The following is a 14,534-nucleotide window of genomic DNA, read 5'->3' on the forward strand; positions in this document are numbered from 1 at the left end:
GGCAACTCACCGGCACAATCTGAAAATCAGAAATAATTCGAGCCCGCACCGGAAAATCCGCTGCGGGCTTTTTGAATCGGACAGGACGCTGTCGGCCAATCCACTGCCGAGCGCACCGAAATTGGCCACCGCAACGAACCGAACTGGCTGACAGCCAGGGCCGACCCCGCCGACAGGCGGGCGCCCGGCCAAGACGGTACGCAAGCCGAACCGGAAGCGACACTTCCGCGCCCTCGCGCAAGCCGTCACTCAAGCACTTGCCTTCAACTCATAAAGCCAACCCAGCCTTCTCCGCGAGGTGCGGTCACGCACGGGCTCACCCGAAGGTGTCCGCAATATCTACAGGTGATAATGATGCCTGATTACTCTCTGGTGCCGGTCGACCATCAGCCGGATTTCGGTGACTACTCACTCGTTCCCGTTGACTACGATCCGTTCGCCGCGGATGGCGTAACTCAACAGGCGCAGATTCAACAAGCTCAGGCCCAGCCGCAGCAACAGCGACCAACGGGAGCCGGTCAACCCAATGCCGATGCGCCGGCTGCAGGCAGTGATCCCAGCGGATCGGTAGGCGGCAGTATCGGCCCCGCTGGTCGTGTCCCCAACCCGACTTTGGATCAGGACGCAGCCAAAACTGCTCCGTTTAGCGGCCAAGCTAATCCGACGCCAACAGACTCTCTTCCATCACACGGTGGCCCAATTCCCTTGCTTGAACATGGTAAGGTTGACAGCTACTTTTACGCAAGAAACTCGACTGGCACCCCGCCAGAAGGCCCTCAGGTTACGACTGCCAACCGTAATCTCACAATCGCTGCCACTGAAAACGCCAAACCCACGAATTTCGGTGGGGTTTATGGACATACGCTAACGTTCTCAGAACCCGGTAGCAGTAATTTGAGAATAATCACCGCTGCCGACCCAACTGGCTTGTTGGTAGCGACCCCGGTTGAAGGTAATCCAAATCTCCTGAGTGTCAGAGAGTACAAGGGCTACTGAACAACCGCGGTCGTGGCGCATGATTCGAGGCTTCGCTCTGAATTTGGGTCAAGCTTCTGGAAGCGTCGTCAAATGGTCCGCAGCACAGCCTCTAACGCGATGAATCTCCTTCTGCTTTCGGTGCAATGGTGGACGTGGTCCGAATTCCTGCGAGACGGGTACATGGTCCGCACCACAGGGGAAGACATGGAGAGGTCTTATGAAGCTTCTGAAGACCGGGATACTCGCACTTTCGCTAACCGTGACGGCGACCGTTGGGCTCGCTGCGGATTACGAAATTTTCGCTGAGTTTGCGACTGTGGAGACTGGGGTAAACCATTATGCGGTCGAACGCCTCGACCACAAGAACCAGAAGCTTCATCATTGCACCGCAGTCCTCGACGCCGAGACCAAGCAATTGACCGGTCAATGCACCGAGCGGCCCGGCCTTCCAGAGAAACCGACCGGCAAAGGACCTAACGTACAGCGAGGGATTTCAAACATTTTTGGCGGATTGCCGGTGTTAGGCTCTTGGAAAATCGATCAGACTACCGGGAAAACTGAGTTCTGTATTTCAGACCCCGCTCAGTGCGTGGAGGTAACTCCGCAATAGACGAAAAATGCCAAGCTGGCCCAGTCCAAGCCGCAAGGCCCGCCGCAGCAAGGTATCCGACCAATGACCTACCTCAAGGTGAAGTGGATTCACGCGTTACCCCACCGACCAGTGTTGATCTACAGCGAGCTGGATCACGAACATTGGGAGCTTCGTAAGGTCGAAATCTTTCCCGACGGAAGGATCGGGTATGCCGATGCTGAAGTTGAGGTCGGGGACACGGGCCTGGGTCAGATGCCATTGCCGTCTGTTGAGGAGATCGCCGCCAATCCGAAGTTCGAGCCGGAAGTGATCTCAAAGGCCGAGTTCGAAAAAATCTGGGCAATGGCGACGGCGTAAACGGGTTTCGCTGCCGCCTGATGGAAATCGAAGAAATGCGGGTGCTTATTCCCAGAAAGTACCAGATTACAGCGCATGGGTCGGATCTTGGTATGGGGCGGATTGTATTGGCATAACGGCAAGCCAACGGGGTCGCCGATGCCGGATTGGAATCGATACAAATACTGAGGACGTCGATGAAAACGATCGCGCTCGCTGCAGCTCTATGTCTTCTACTCAGTTCAACGTTATGTAAGGCGAACTCTAGTCCCTGGTGTGCAGCGGATGTTGCGATTCTGAATTTCAAAAATTACAAAGGTCAAGATCTTGCGAGGATCGAACTTCGCTCCCTCAAGACAGTCTGCGACCGGAACCCGGAAAAGGAAGGGTTTGGAGCAAACTTGGAACGCTCGATGCGCATCGAGCACAATGGGCAATGGATTGACGTGCCGAAAGCGTGTCTATCCGGTTTTTCTTTTTCGGTGGAGGGGCTGGCGCTATCGGGCGACGATGCCGGTCTGGGCATATCTCTTATTGGAAAATCGTCGGACAACGACGAGCGTGTAAAACGCACGATATTCAAATTTCGTGATAGGGTTTTCTGCTATCAGGTAGAGCGCTATCCGAATGTCGACGATCAGGATCACGAAATTAGGGAGTACGAAAGGGACTTGCAGTGAGTACGCCGGGAGACCGGCTCGACACTCTGCGCAAGCGCCTCCGGTCTGATGTTGCCCGCGAACGTCTGGCGCAAATGCCGCGCCGTCGCGAAGATCGACTCGAATACCCTCTCATTCCCAAAATGTGAACAAGCAGCGCGCCCTGAATTCCCTCGCAGTGCGAAAGCGCGGCCTTACTGCTCCAGCAACAATTTGCCGTTGGCGTATTCGAAGCGCTTCAGCTTCGACAGGAAGGACAGGCCGAGCAGGTTTTCCGACAACGCCTCGTCCGGCAGCACCAGCGCATCGACGTCGCGCACGGTGAGGCCGCCGATCTCGATCATGGCGAGGTGGGCCCGCGCCGCCTTGATGGTGCCGTTGGCGGTGGTGACGCGCGAGGTGTAATCGCCCGGCACCGGGCGCAGCCCGAAGCGCGCGGCCGAGGTCTCGTTCAGGGCCACCACGGAGGCGCCGGTGTCGACCATGAAGTTGATGCGCTGGCCGTCGATCCGGCCGTCGGTCGCGAAGTGACCGCGCGGATCGGGCGCGATGCTGAGCGTGCGGGCGCTGGCCTGCGCCACCGTGACGGCGGGGGCAACGGTCTGCTTGGCGGTGGTCGCGGCGGCGGGCGCCATCTTGCTGGCCATCTGGGCCATGAAGGTGCCCAGCCCGATCAGGATGGCCGCGAAAATCATCAGGTTACGCATGACACCATACTCGGAAAACCGAACACGCAATTTCACCACGCCCGCCGCCCCGCCGCGAGCGAGGGCGGCAGCGCGAGGCTGCCATTTTGGCGAAAAGGATGAGCGAAGAGTTAAGATGACCTACGAGAGGCGGCGGAAGTTCACCTCTCCCTTGGGAGAGGTCGGCGCGTAGCGCCGGGTGAGGGGGTACGCTCTGTCGTTGGAGCCGCGGCCCCTCACCCGATTTGCTGCGCAAATCGACCTCTCCCCGTTGGGGAGAGGTGAGCCTAGTCTGCGGTCCCGATTCAACCCAAACCAATCCTGCTTTGGGCGAACTTTCAGACGACCTCGCCCTCAGGCCGTTTTCGCGACCGGGCTCGGCATCGCAACGCGCAGCGCGTAATACACCGCGCCCGCGATCCCGACCCCGAAGAACCAGCCATAGACCGCCCACCAGGCCGGCAGGATCGAGGTGAAGTTCGGCAGCACCGACGAGAACAGGGCGCCGATCGCGGCTGCGATCAGCGCACTGACGTTCCAGCCGTTCTGGAAGCGATACTCGCCGTCCTCCTGGTACAGCGCCGGCACGTTCACGCGACCTTTGGCGATCAAATAATAATCGACCATCATGATGCCGAAGATCGGCCCCATGGTCGCGCCGATCAGCCCGACGAACGAGGCGGCACTGCCCTCCCAGGGCGCGAACGGATACAGCGCCAGCGCGATCAGCGCCGCGATGTAGCCGCCCTTCTTGAAGTCGATATGCCGCGGAAACACGTTCGAGAAATCGAACGCCGGCGAGACGAAATTGGCGACCACGTTGATGCCGAGCGTCGCCACCGCGAAGGTGACCGCAGCGAGCAGCGCCAGAAACCAGCTGCCGAACTTCGCCGAGATCTGGTCGGGATGCAGCAGCACCTCGTGATAGACGTTGAACGCTGCGATCGTGGTGACGCCGGCAACCAGCGAGAACAGGATCAGGTTGACCGGCAGGCCCCAGATATTGCCCTTGCGCAGCGCCTTGGCGTCGGGTGCGTAACGCGAGAAGTCGCAGAAATTGAGATAGAGCGCCGCGAAATAGGTGATCCAGGTCGCAGCGACGGCGCAGAGCGCCGGAAAGCTACCGGGCTCGCCGGGCACGCCGGCCTCCTTGGTCTTCTCCAGCAGCACGTCCTGCGGGATCGGCGCAGTGAGCGAGATGCCGCCGGCCGCGATGCAGAGATAGATCGCAAGGATCAGCATCATCAGCCACACCGCCGGCCCCGCCCAGTCCTGGAAGCGGCGCACCGTCTCCATGCCGCGCTGGATGATCAGGAGCTGCAGCGCCCAGATCACGACAAAGCAGATCACCTCGAGCCCGGAATGGCCGAGCACATGGCTGGACTGGTGGAACGCCTTGAAGCTGTCGATGCGCGTCAGCAACGCGACGATCGCGCCCGAGGCCGCCGCGGTCTGCGCGCCGTACCAGAAGCAGGCGACGATGGCGCGCACCAGCGCCGGAATATTGGCGCCCCAGATCCCGAACGAGGCCCGCGCCAGCACCGGATAGGGCACGCCGGTCTTCACGCCGGCATTGCCGATCAGGCTCATCAGCACGAAGATCACCAGCGAGCCGGCGCCGATCGCGATGATGAAGTTGACGAAGCTGCCGCAGAGCAGGAACAGGCTGGCGGCGAGGTAATAGCCCCACAGGCTATGCACGTCCGAGGTCCAGACGTTGAAGATGCTGAAGGCGCCCCAGTTGCGTTCCTTGGCCGGCGCCAAATCTTCGTTGTACAGCGACGGCGATGCGTTCTTGATCTCCAGATTCTTGAGGTTCATGGCAGCGTCCCCAATGTGCGAGCCCGTGATCCCATCCCAGCCCGCAAATCTAACCACCGTTTGCCGGCGCTCGCCAGCGCTAGAGGTCGTCATGCCCGGCCTTGTGCCGGGCATCCACGTCTATGCATCCCTCGGGCAAAGGAAGACGTGGATGGCCGGGACGAGCCCGGCCATGACGGGGAGCGAGTCAAATGTTCCCGAGTGCCGACTGCGCTCGAAATTTCAAGTGCCGCGCGGTTTCACCCGCCTTGTCGGCATCGCGCTGGCGGGATCTTCCGGCCAGGGATGGCGCGGATAGCGGCCGCGCAGGTCGGAACGGACTGCAGCGTAACTGCCGCGCCAGAAACCGGGCAGATCGCGCGTCACCTGCACCGGGCGCTGCGCCGGCGACAGCAGCTCCAGCACCAGCGGCACCACGCCCCTGGCGATCGAGGGATGGGTGTTGAGCCCGAACAGCTCCTGCAGCCGCACCGCGATGGTCGGGCCCTGCTCGGCCTCGTAATCGATCGCAAGCTGCGTTCCGGTCGGCGCCTCGAAATGCGTCGGCGCCTCGCGATCGAGCCGCGCGCGCAAGTCCCACGGCAACAACGTCATCAGCGCGTCCGACAGGTCGCCGGCGGACAGATCCTTCAGCGCGGTCTTGTCGTACAGCGCGGGCACCAGCCAGTCGTCGGCGCGCGCCGCAAGTGCCGTGTCCGACAGATCGGGCCAGCTTTCGTCCTCGGCCTTGCGCAGGAACATGATTCGGTCGCGCCACTGCTTGGAATGCTTCGACCACGGCAGCCGGTCGAGCCCGGCCGCGATCAGGCCGTCGGCGAAGACACGCGCGGTCTCGGCCGACGGCTTGAGCGGCATCGGCGCTTCCGACAGCGTGATCGCGTGCAGCGAACGCCGGCGGCGCGCGCGCAGCGCCATCGCGCCGCGGTCGAACGTCACCTCTTCCACGTTCTCGATCTGGTCGGCGAAGCGCTGCTCGATCTCGTCCTGGGTGATCGGCGCCGCCAGCAGGATGCGGCCGTTCGCCGCCGTCCCGGTCAGTTCGGCGACCGCGATAGTGGGCAGCCGCGCCAGCGCCGCGGTCTGCTCGACGGCGGCGCCGCGGCCATTGGCCAGCACGAAGCTGCCATTGCCGCGGTTTTTCGCGACGCGGTCCGGAAACGCGAAGGCCAGCATGACGCCGGTCGAGAGATCCTTCGGCTCGCTCACCGCCACCTTCACCTGCGCAGCCCAGCGCGCGGCCATGCTGCGCGCGCTCGATGCGCGCTGCGAGCGGTCGCGGCGGAATTGGTCGAGCCTGTGGTCGAGATCGACGCTGTCGCCGCCGAGCCCGCGCTCGGTCAGCACGGCGGCGATCTCGGCCGCCTCCTCGCCGGCACCGAAGCGCGCGGAATCCACGATCATGCGCGCCAGCCGCGGCGGCAGCGCCAGCGCGCGCAGGCTCTTGCCCTCCTCGGTGATGCGGCCGTCATCGTCGAGTGCGCCGAGCTCGCCGAGCAGCGATCTTGCTTCCTTCAGCGCCGGTCCCGGTGGCGGGTCGAGGAAGGCAAGGCTTGAGGGATCGCTGACGCCCCATTGCGCGAGGTCGAGCACCAGCGAGGACAGGTCGGCGGAGAGGATCTCGGGTGCGGTATAGGCCGGGAGCGAGGCGGTCTGCGGCTCGTCCCAGAGACGGTAGCAAACCCCGGGCTCGGTACGACCGGCGCGGCCGCGCCGTTGATCGACCGCGGCGCGCGAGGCGCGCACCGTCTCGAGCCGGGTCAGCGCGATATCCGGCTCGTAGCGCGGCACCCGCGCCAGGCCGGAATCGACCACGATGCGCACGCCCTCGATGGTCAGCGAGGTTTCGGCGATCGAGGTCGCCAGCACCACCTTGCGCGTGCCCTTCGGCGCCGGCGCGATGGCACGATCCTGCACGGCGGCATCGAGCGCGCCGAACAGCGGCACGATCTCGACCGAAGCGTCATGCACGCGCTCGGCGAGGAAGGTCTGGGTGCGGCGGATTTCGGCCGCGCCCGGCAGGAAGGCCAGCACCGAGCCGGCATCGGCGCGCAGCGCGGTCGCGATCGTCTCCGCCATCTGCCGCTCCAGCGGCGCGTCGACCTTGCGACCGACATAGCGGGTCTCGACCGGAAAGGCGCGCCCCTCGCTCTCGACGACAGGCGCATCGCCGAGCAGCCTTGCGACCCGCGCGCCGTCGAGCGTGGCCGACATCACGAGGATGCGCAGATCCTCGCGCAGGCCGGTTTGCGCGTCGCGCGCCAGCGCCAGCCCGAGATCGGCATCGAGCGAGCGCTCGTGGAATTCGTCGAACAGCACCGCGGCGACGCCGGTAAGTTCGGGATCGTCGAGGATCTGGCGCGAGAAGATGCCCTCGGTCACGACCTCGATCCGCGTCGCGCGCGACACTTTCGAGCCGAAGCGCACGCGATAGCCGACGGTCTCCCCGGGCCGCTCGCCGAGCGTCTTCGCCATCCGCTCGGCGCTGGCGCGCGCGGCGATGCGGCGCGGCTCCAGCACGATGATCTTCTTGCCCTTGGCCCAGGGCGCATCGAGCAACGCCAGCGGCACGCGCGTGGTCTTGCCGGCGCCCGGCGGCGCGACCAGCACTGCGGCATTATGGCGATCGAGCGTGCGGTCGAGCTCATCGAGCACGGCGTCGATCGGCAGCGGGCTATCGAAGTGGTGCGGCAAGCGGTCTCATCGCGGCAGCGGCGCTCGGCCGACCTGCGTCCTGTGGTTAACGAAGCACGGCTTCTTCTAGGATTTCCGGGCCTCTTAGACCATTCGCCGGTTACAGGGAACCGGGGATAGGCCCGCCTTCGGCGGCACATCATTTGTATGGGTAAAGGAGAAAGCAACCGATCGGGCCGATGATAGGCCCGATCACGCCGGAACGGGACAAGGATGACCACAAACGGCACACAGGCTGCGACGGATCGTTCCGCCGGGAACGCGGCCGCGCGCGTCGATTGGGTCGACTATGCCAAGGGGATCTGCATCGTCATGGTCGTGATGATGCACTCGGTGCTGGGGGTCGAGAAGGCCGCCGAGCAGACCGGCTTCATGCATTATGTCGTGATGTTCGCAAAACCGTTCCGGATGCCGGACTTCTTCCTGATCTCGGGGCTGTTCCTGTCGGTCGTGATCGATCGCGACTGGCGCACCTATCTCGACCGCAAGGTGATGCACTTCGCCTATTTCTACGTGCTGTGGGTGACGATCCAGTTCGGCTTCAAGGCACCGTCGCTGGCTGCTGAGGCCGGCTGGGCCGCGGTCGGGCTGCAATATCTCGAGGCCTTCATCGAGCCGTTCGGCACGCTGTGGTTCATCTATCTGCTGCCGATCTTCTTCGTCGTCACCAAGCTCACGCGCAACATCCACCCGCTCGCGATCTGGCTGGTCGCGGCAGCACTGGAGAGCGCGCATGTCGTGACCGGCTGGACCGTGATCGACGAGTTCTGCGCCCGCTTCGTCTACTTCTTCACCGGCTATGTGCTCGCGGCTTACGTGTTCGCGCTGTCGGACCGCGCGCGGGCGCGGCCTGCATTTGCACTGCTGGGGCTTGGGCTCTGGGCGCTCGTCAATGGCGGCCTGGTTGCGCTCGATGTCAGTGAATGGCCGGTCGTCTCGCTGGCGCTCGGGCTTGCCGGCGCCTGCGCGATCATCGTGACCGGCACGCTCTTGGCGCGCGCGCACTGGCTCGGCTTCCTGCGCTTCTGCGGCGAGCACTCGATCGCGATCTATCTTGCCTTCTTCCTGCCGATGGCCGCGTCACGCACCCTGCTGCTGCGGTTCGGCGTCATCCACGACATCGGCTGGGTCTCGCTGATCGTCACCGCGATCGGGGTCGCAGGCTCCCTGCTGATCTGGCGGCTGGCGCTGGCGGCCCGGGCCAATTTCCTGTTCGAGCGGCCCGACGCGTTCTGGATTGCCCCGAAAAAGGCAGCTCCCGCTCTGCAGGCGGCCGAATAGTGCCAAAAGTCATGGCCCGGATTCGTTCCAGCAAGGGCGAACTCGCCTGATCTAATTTTCCGCACCTTGAAATGACTGGCTTTTTGGTCCCGAATGTTTCGTCGCCAGGGCCGCGACGAAACAATTCTCCCGGTCACGAAACCATTTTCCGCTTTTCGCGCAGACATCCGGAAACGGGCGCTAACTAACAATTCTCCCAACGAACCGCCGCTCAACGGCGAACTGGGAGCCTGTCATGCCGAACGTCATCGCCATCAACTCAGCAGCCAAGAAGCACATCGATGCTGCACGCGCGATCTCGGATGAAACGCTGCTCGAGCAGATCGCCAAGAACGACCGCACCTCGATGCACACGCTCTATGCCCGTCACAACGTCCGGGTTTACCGCTTCGTGCTCCGCATGGTGCGCGACACCACGATGGCCGAGGACCTGGTGAGCCAGGTGTTCCTCGACGTCTGGCGCACCGCGGCCCAGTTCGAGGGCCGCTCGCAGGTCTCGACCTGGCTGCTGTCGATCGCCCGCTTCAAGGCGCTGACCGCGCTGCGCCAGCGCAGGCATGAGGATATCGACCAGGAGGACGTGCTGGAGATCGCCGATGGCGCCGACACGCCGGAAACCTCGCTCGATCGCGCCACCACCAGCGAGATCCTGCGCGCCTGCGTGGCCAAGCTGTCGCCGGCCCACCGCGAGATCATCAATCTGGTCTACTACCATGAGAAGTCGGTCGAGGAGGCCGGCCAGATCATCGGTATCCCGCAGAGCACGGTGAAGACCCGCATGTTCTATGCCCGCAAGCAGCTCGCCGACCTCCTGAGGGGCGCCGGCGTGGACAGCGTCGCGGCCTAAAGCAAAGCGAATTCAGATATTTAGGAGGAGATCAAGCAACCCCGGGCAATTGTCCACGAAGCCAAAAAAGTCCGGCGACGAAACAATTGAAACAAACGACGACATCACCCGGAAAAACGCGATCTCTATACCGATATCCAACGACGCAACCCCAACCCCAATTCACTGACCCAGTTTCGATACCTCCCTAGTTCTAACCTCCCAAGTAACCTCCAACGACCCGGCCGGGATGCCCCCCAGCCGGGTCGCTCTGTTTTTGGCGCGGCAGGTGGGGACGGTCATGCGGGAACAGATTCGGCCGCAAAAAGACTGTCGTCCCCCGGCTTGATGTGCGGACCGGGGATATGGGTAACACCGATTGGGTGGCGCGAGCCGCGCAGCGCATGACATCGGCCTCACGCTGACGTGACGTCAGCCTCGCCCGGATGCCGTAACGGCCTACGCCGTCCTCGCGAAGAACATCAGGCGTACCGGGCACGGCCCTCTGGCGTGCCCGGACTTCTGATGGACGGACGACGATGCTCAGCCTTGCCCTTGCCCTGCTTGCCGGTGTCGCCACCGTCGCCGCGCCTTGCACCCTACCGATGCTGCCGATCCTGCTTGGGGTATCGATAGGCCAGACCGGCAAGGCGCGGCCCGCGATGATCGCGCTCGGCTTCGTGATGTCATTCTCTGCGGTGGCATTGCTGCTGAGTGCGATCACGCGCGCCTTCGATTTCGACCCGAACCTGCTGCGGACCGGCGCGGCGATCCTGCTCGCGGGCTTCGGCCTCCTGATGATCTGGCCGGCGCCGTTCGAATGGCTGTCGATCCGGCTGACCGGCGCCGCAGGCAGCGTCAGCCAGGCCGCGCCGTCGCAGAGCCTGTTCGGCGGCTTCGTGCTCGGCTCTACGCTCGGCCTGGTGTGGACACCCTGCGCCGGTCCCGTGCTCGGTTCGATCCTGACCATCGTCGCGACCTCGAAGGATACCGCGTGGGCGAGCCTGCAACTCGTCACCTACGCGATCGGCGCCGCGATCCCGATGCTTGCCATTGCCTATGGCGGGCAGGCCGTCACCACCCGCGTGCGTAGCATGGCGCGGATCGCGCCGCGGCTCCAACAGGGATTTGGCGTCGTGATCATCGCCTTCGCCGCGCTGTCCTACCTGCAATACGACACGCTGATCGTGGCGTGGCTGACCCAGTTCTATCCCAACGGCCAGATCGGCCTGTGAGCTTATGAGGAGATATCGATGTCCCTGCGCTTGATTGCTGTATCCACTCTGGTGGCGGGCCTTGGCCTCGGCGGCGCCGTCATCCCCGGCCTCTGCACCGAGTCCAATGCGCCGGCCGTGCCCGTTCCGATGGCCACCGCGATGACGACGGCGCAGAGCCAGAGCGCGCCCGAATTCGCCGGCATCAGCAACTGGTTCAATTCGCAGCCGCTCAAGCTTGCCGACCTGCGCGGCAAGGTCGTGCTGGTGGATTTCTGGACCTATGGCTGCGTCAACTGCGTCAACACGCTGCCGCACGTGACCCAACTTTATTCAAAGTACCGGGATCGCGGCCTCGTCGTGATCGGGGTCCACACGCCGGAATTCCCGTTCGAGCATTCGGCCTCCAACGTGCAGGCGGCGCTGAAACGGCACGGCATCCTGTATCCGGTGGCGCAGGACAACAATTCGCAGACCTGGAACGCCTACCACAACGAGTATTGGCCGGCGCAATACATCATCGACCAGAACGGCAAGATCGTCTTCCAGCATGCCGGCGAGGGCCAGTACGACGAGATCGACCGCACCGTCGCCCGGCTGCTCAACGCCAATAGCTGATTGGACAATTTGTCAGCTAATTGGACAATCCGCCGTCATTCCCGGCATGCTAGGCTCAACGCCGGGAGTGCGCGATCCCGAACGTGATCGCGCCGAAATGACGACGGACGGTGCGTGATGTTCGAAGGCTGGGATGCGGTCGTACTCGCCCGCGCGCAATTCGCTTTCACGATGTCGTTCCACATCGTGTTTCCGGCATTCTCGATCGGGCTTGCGAGCTACCTTGCGGTGCTCGAAGCGCTGTGGCTGACCACCAAGCGCGAGGTCTACATCAACCTGTTCAATTACTGGCTGAAGATCTTCGCGGTCGCGTTCGGCATGGGCGTGGTCTCGGGCATCGTGATGTCCTACCAGTTCGGCACCAACTGGTCGGCCTTTGCCGACAAGACCGGGCCGGTGATCGGCCCGATGATGGCCTATGAGGTTCTGACCGCATTCTTCCTCGAGGCCGGCTTTCTCGGCGTGATGCTGTTCGGGCTCGAACGTGTCGGCCCCAGGCTGCATTTCGTGGCGACGCTGATGGTCGCGATCGGCACGCTGATCTCGGCGTTCTGGATTCTGTCGGCGAATTCCTGGATGCAGACACCGGCTGGTCAAGCGATCAATGCCGACGGCCAGTTCGTCGCCGCCGACTGGCTGAAGGTGATCTTCAATCCCTCATTCCCCTATCGCCTCGTGCACATGGTGCTGGCGGCGTATCTCACCACCTCGCTCGTGGTCGGCGCCGTCGGCGCCTGGCACCTGCTGCGCGACCAGCATCTCGCGGGCCCGCGCGTGATGTTCTCGATGGCGATGTGGATGGCGACCTTGGTGGCGCCGATCCAGATCCTCGCCGGCGACCAGCACGGCCTCAACACGCTGGAGCACCAGCCGGCCAAGGTGATGGCGATGGAAGGCCATTATCAAAGCCACAAGGACGGTGCGCCGCTGATCTTGTTCGGCTGGCCCGACCAGCGTGAGGCGAAGGTGAAGTATGCGATCGAGGTGCCGAAACTGTCGTCGCTGATCCTGAAGCATTCGCTCGATGCACCGCTCGCCGGCCTCGACACCGTGCCGCGCGAGAACTGGCCGCCGGTGCCGATCACCTTCTGGTCGTTCCGCATCATGGTCGGACTCGGCTTCCTGATCCTCGGCCTCGGCCTGTTCAGCCTGCTGATGCGCTGGCGCGGCATGATGTACCAGTCACAGCTGCTGCATCGCTTCGCGGTCCTGATGGGCCCGGCCGGCTTCATCGCGGTGCTCGCCGGCTGGATCACCACCGAGACCGGGCGGCAGCCGTTCACCGTCTACGGGCTGCTGCGCACCACCGATTCGGCATCGCCGCTGGCGGCGCCGGCGGTGGGCTCCTCGCTGATCGCCTTCATCATCGTCTATTTCGCCGTGTTCGCCGCCGGCGTGATCTACATCCTGCGGCTGATGGCGCAGCCACCGCATCCCGGCGAGCAGGGCCCGACGAAAGACCTTCCCGCCCGTGCGGCCGGCATCACGCCGGCGGCAGGTGCTGCCGTGGAGGGTGCGCGATGAGCTTAGCCGTCGATCTGACCACGATCTGGGCCTTCATCATCGCCTTCGCCGTGTTCGTCTATGTCGTGATGGACGGCTTCGACCTCGGCCTCGGCATCCTGTTTCCACTGTTTCCGCAAAAGGCCGATCGCGACGTCATCATGAACACGGTGGCGCCGGTGTGGGACGGCAACGAGACCTGGCTGGTGCTCGGCGGCGGCGGCATGATGGCGGCGTTTCCGCTGGCCTATGCGGTGCTGATGCCGGCGCTCTACACGCCCATGATCGCGATGCTGCTCGGCCTCGTGTTCCGCGGCGTCGCCTTCGAATTCCGCTGGCGGACCCAGAAGGCGCGCAACAAATGGGACCTCGCCTTCGCCGGCGGCTCGCTGGTCGCGACGCTGGCGCAGGGGATCGCGCTCGGCGCCATCCTGCAGGGCATCCATGTCGAGGGACGCCACTACGCCGGCGGCTGGTGGGACTGGCTGACGCCGTTCAGCGTCCTGACCGGCATTGCGCTGGTGATCGGCTATGCGCTGCTGGGCGCAACCTGGCTGGTGATGAAGACCGAAGGCGAACTGCGCGAGCGCGCCTATCATCTGAGCTGGATGTTGTTGGTCGCGATGCTTTGCGCGATCGGCGCCGTCAGCATCGCAACGCCGTTCCTGGCCGTGCAGTACACCCAGCGCTGGTTCGCCTGGCCCAACATCATCCTCACTGCGCCGGTACCGATCGCGGTGGCTGCCGTCACCGCGCTCTTGCTGCGCGCACTCAGCAACAAGAACGACCACCAGCCGTTCTTCCTGACGCTCGGACTTTTCGCACTGTCCTATGCCGGGCTCGGCATCAGCATGTATCCGTACATCGTGCCGCAGAGCATCACGATCTGGCAGGCGGCGTCGCCTGCGAACAGCCAGATCTTCATGCTGTTCGGGGTCTCCATCCTGGTGCCGCTGATCCTCGGTTACACCGCCTGGGCCTATTGGGTGTTCCGCGGCAAGGTGCGCCCCGGCCACGGATACCACTGATGCCGACAGAGCGTTTTCCAGCGAAGTGGATCCCGGTTCGCGTCAAGAAAACGCGTCAAGACGGGAATCGAGAGCCCCGTTCCGATTCCATCGGAACGGAAATGGCTCTCGTGCCGAATCAGCGGCCGCTCGGCCAGCGCCTGCTGTGGTTCGCAGCGCTCTGGCTCGGCGGCGTCGGCACTGTGACCCTGGTCTCATTCGCGTTGCGACTCTGGATTGCACCGAAATAAGCCGGCCCGCCGGCGCGCTCCGGCGCCCAATGACAAAAAACAGAAGCATTACAGGGATATACCCGTAGCGC

The 14,534-nt window shown here is 63.7% G+C and carries 14 protein-coding genes; 11 read left to right on the forward strand and 3 right to left on the reverse strand.

Annotated features, from left to right (window positions below; all coding sequences use genetic code 11):
* Positions 1-354: 354 nt before the first annotated feature.
* The 4 genes from ACE10Z_RS40550 to ACE10Z_RS40565 all read left to right on the forward strand — a co-directional run bounded on the left by ACE10Z_RS40550 (position 355) and on the right by ACE10Z_RS40565 (position 2,586).
* Positions 355-996, forward strand: a complete 642-nt coding sequence (locus tag ACE10Z_RS40550; RefSeq protein WP_375785675.1) for a hypothetical protein — start codon at positions 355-357, stop codon at positions 994-996.
* Positions 997-1,195: 199 nt separating this feature from the next.
* On the forward strand, positions 1,196-1,588 hold the full coding sequence (locus tag ACE10Z_RS40555; protein ID WP_375785676.1) for a hypothetical protein: 393 nt from the start codon (positions 1,196-1,198) through the stop codon (positions 1,586-1,588).
* A gap of 63 nt (positions 1,589-1,651) precedes the next feature.
* Entirely contained in the window at positions 1,652-1,927 is a 276-nt protein-coding gene (locus ACE10Z_RS40560; RefSeq protein ID WP_375785677.1) for a DUF6881 domain-containing protein, read from the forward strand.
* A gap of 176 nt (positions 1,928-2,103) precedes the next feature.
* Positions 2,104-2,586, forward strand: a complete 483-nt coding sequence (locus ACE10Z_RS40565; protein WP_375785678.1) for a hypothetical protein — start codon at positions 2,104-2,106, stop codon at positions 2,584-2,586.
* Positions 2,587-2,759: 173 nt separating this feature from the next.
* On the opposite strand, the gene ACE10Z_RS40570 is transcribed toward ACE10Z_RS40565, so the two are convergent.
* The 3 genes from ACE10Z_RS40570 to hrpB form a co-directional block, all read right to left on the reverse strand.
* A complete protein-coding gene (locus ACE10Z_RS40570) occupies positions 2,760-3,272 on the reverse strand; it encodes a TIGR02281 family clan AA aspartic protease (RefSeq protein ID WP_373851899.1) in 513 nt (170 codons plus the stop codon).
* Positions 3,273-3,605: 333 nt separating this feature from the next.
* A complete protein-coding gene (locus ACE10Z_RS40575; RefSeq protein WP_375785679.1) occupies positions 3,606-5,072 on the reverse strand; it encodes an NCS1 family nucleobase:cation symporter-1 in 1,467 nt (488 codons plus the stop codon).
* Positions 5,073-5,294: 222 nt separating this feature from the next.
* Positions 5,295-7,763 carry an ATP-dependent helicase HrpB gene (gene hrpB, locus ACE10Z_RS40580; RefSeq protein WP_375785680.1) on the reverse strand — a complete coding sequence of 823 codons (2,469 nt, stop codon included), beginning with the start codon at positions 7,761-7,763 and terminating at the stop codon, positions 5,295-5,297.
* A 213-nt stretch (positions 7,764-7,976) separates the two neighbouring features.
* On the opposite strand from hrpB, the gene ACE10Z_RS40585 reads away from it, so the two are divergent.
* The 7 genes from ACE10Z_RS40585 to ACE10Z_RS40615 all read left to right on the forward strand — a co-directional run bounded on the left by ACE10Z_RS40585 (position 7,977) and on the right by ACE10Z_RS40615 (position 14,463).
* Positions 7,977-9,044, forward strand: coding sequence for an acyltransferase family protein (locus ACE10Z_RS40585; protein ID WP_375785681.1), 1,068 nt, complete (start codon positions 7,977-7,979; stop codon positions 9,042-9,044).
* A gap of 235 nt (positions 9,045-9,279) precedes the next feature.
* Positions 9,280-9,891, forward strand: coding sequence for a sigma-70 family RNA polymerase sigma factor (locus tag ACE10Z_RS40590; protein ID WP_375785682.1), 612 nt, complete (start codon positions 9,280-9,282; stop codon positions 9,889-9,891).
* Between the two features lie 518 nt (positions 9,892-10,409).
* Positions 10,410-11,105, forward strand: coding sequence for a cytochrome c biogenesis CcdA family protein (locus ACE10Z_RS40595; protein ID WP_375785683.1), 696 nt, complete (start codon positions 10,410-10,412; stop codon positions 11,103-11,105).
* A gap of 18 nt (positions 11,106-11,123) precedes the next feature.
* Positions 11,124-11,702 (forward strand): redoxin domain-containing protein, encoded by a 579-nt coding sequence (locus ACE10Z_RS40600; protein WP_375785684.1) that lies wholly within the window; start codon positions 11,124-11,126, stop codon positions 11,700-11,702.
* Positions 11,703-11,819: 117 nt separating this feature from the next.
* Complete coding sequence (locus tag ACE10Z_RS40605) at positions 11,820-13,226, forward strand: cytochrome ubiquinol oxidase subunit I (RefSeq protein WP_375785685.1); 1,407 nt, start codon at positions 11,820-11,822, stop codon at positions 13,224-13,226.
* Entirely contained in the window at positions 13,223-14,233 is a 1,011-nt protein-coding gene (gene cydB, locus ACE10Z_RS40610; protein ID WP_375785686.1) for a cytochrome d ubiquinol oxidase subunit II, read from the forward strand. Before ACE10Z_RS40605 ends, cydB begins: the two co-directional genes overlap by 4 nt.
* A 101-nt stretch (positions 14,234-14,334) precedes the next feature.
* The gene (locus ACE10Z_RS40615; protein ID WP_092122578.1) at positions 14,335-14,463 is read left to right on the forward strand and encodes a DUF2474 domain-containing protein; all 129 of its coding nucleotides are present in this window, start codon (positions 14,335-14,337) and stop codon (positions 14,461-14,463) included.
* The last annotated feature ends 71 nt before the right edge of the window (positions 14,464-14,534 follow it).

The sequence above is a fragment of the Bradyrhizobium sp. Pha-3 genome (genome assembly GCF_042258615.1).
In the GTDB taxonomy this organism is placed as follows: domain Bacteria; phylum Pseudomonadota; class Alphaproteobacteria; order Rhizobiales; family Xanthobacteraceae; genus Bradyrhizobium.

Excerpts from the sequence above, each read along its gene's own strand:
- ACE10Z_RS40550 (WP_375785675.1), top strand. The coding sequence starts at position 355 with ATGCCTGATTACTCTCTGGTGCCGGTCGACCATCAGCCGGATTTCGGT.
- ACE10Z_RS40555 (WP_375785676.1), top strand. The coding sequence starts at position 1,196 with ATGAAGCTTCTGAAGACCGGGATACTCGCACTTTCGCTAACCGTGACG.
- ACE10Z_RS40560 (WP_375785677.1), top strand. The coding sequence starts at position 1,652 with ATGACCTACCTCAAGGTGAAGTGGATTCACGCGTTACCCCACCGACCA.
- ACE10Z_RS40565 (WP_375785678.1), top strand. The coding sequence starts at position 2,104 with ATGAAAACGATCGCGCTCGCTGCAGCTCTATGTCTTCTACTCAGTTCA.
- ACE10Z_RS40570 (WP_373851899.1), bottom strand. The coding sequence starts at position 3,272 with ATGCGTAACCTGATGATTTTCGCGGCCATCCTGATCGGGCTGGGCACC.
- ACE10Z_RS40575 (WP_375785679.1), bottom strand. The coding sequence starts at position 5,072 with ATGAACCTCAAGAATCTGGAGATCAAGAACGCATCGCCGTCGCTGTAC.
- ACE10Z_RS40585 (WP_375785681.1), top strand. The coding sequence starts at position 7,977 with ATGACCACAAACGGCACACAGGCTGCGACGGATCGTTCCGCCGGGAAC.
- ACE10Z_RS40590 (WP_375785682.1), top strand. The coding sequence starts at position 9,280 with ATGCCGAACGTCATCGCCATCAACTCAGCAGCCAAGAAGCACATCGAT.
- ACE10Z_RS40595 (WP_375785683.1), top strand. The coding sequence starts at position 10,410 with ATGCTCAGCCTTGCCCTTGCCCTGCTTGCCGGTGTCGCCACCGTCGCC.
- ACE10Z_RS40600 (WP_375785684.1), top strand. The coding sequence starts at position 11,124 with ATGTCCCTGCGCTTGATTGCTGTATCCACTCTGGTGGCGGGCCTTGGC.
- ACE10Z_RS40605 (WP_375785685.1), top strand. The coding sequence starts at position 11,820 with ATGTTCGAAGGCTGGGATGCGGTCGTACTCGCCCGCGCGCAATTCGCT.
- cydB (WP_375785686.1), top strand. The coding sequence starts at position 13,223 with ATGAGCTTAGCCGTCGATCTGACCACGATCTGGGCCTTCATCATCGCC.
- ACE10Z_RS40615 (WP_092122578.1), top strand. The coding sequence starts at position 14,335 with ATGGCTCTCGTGCCGAATCAGCGGCCGCTCGGCCAGCGCCTGCTGTGG.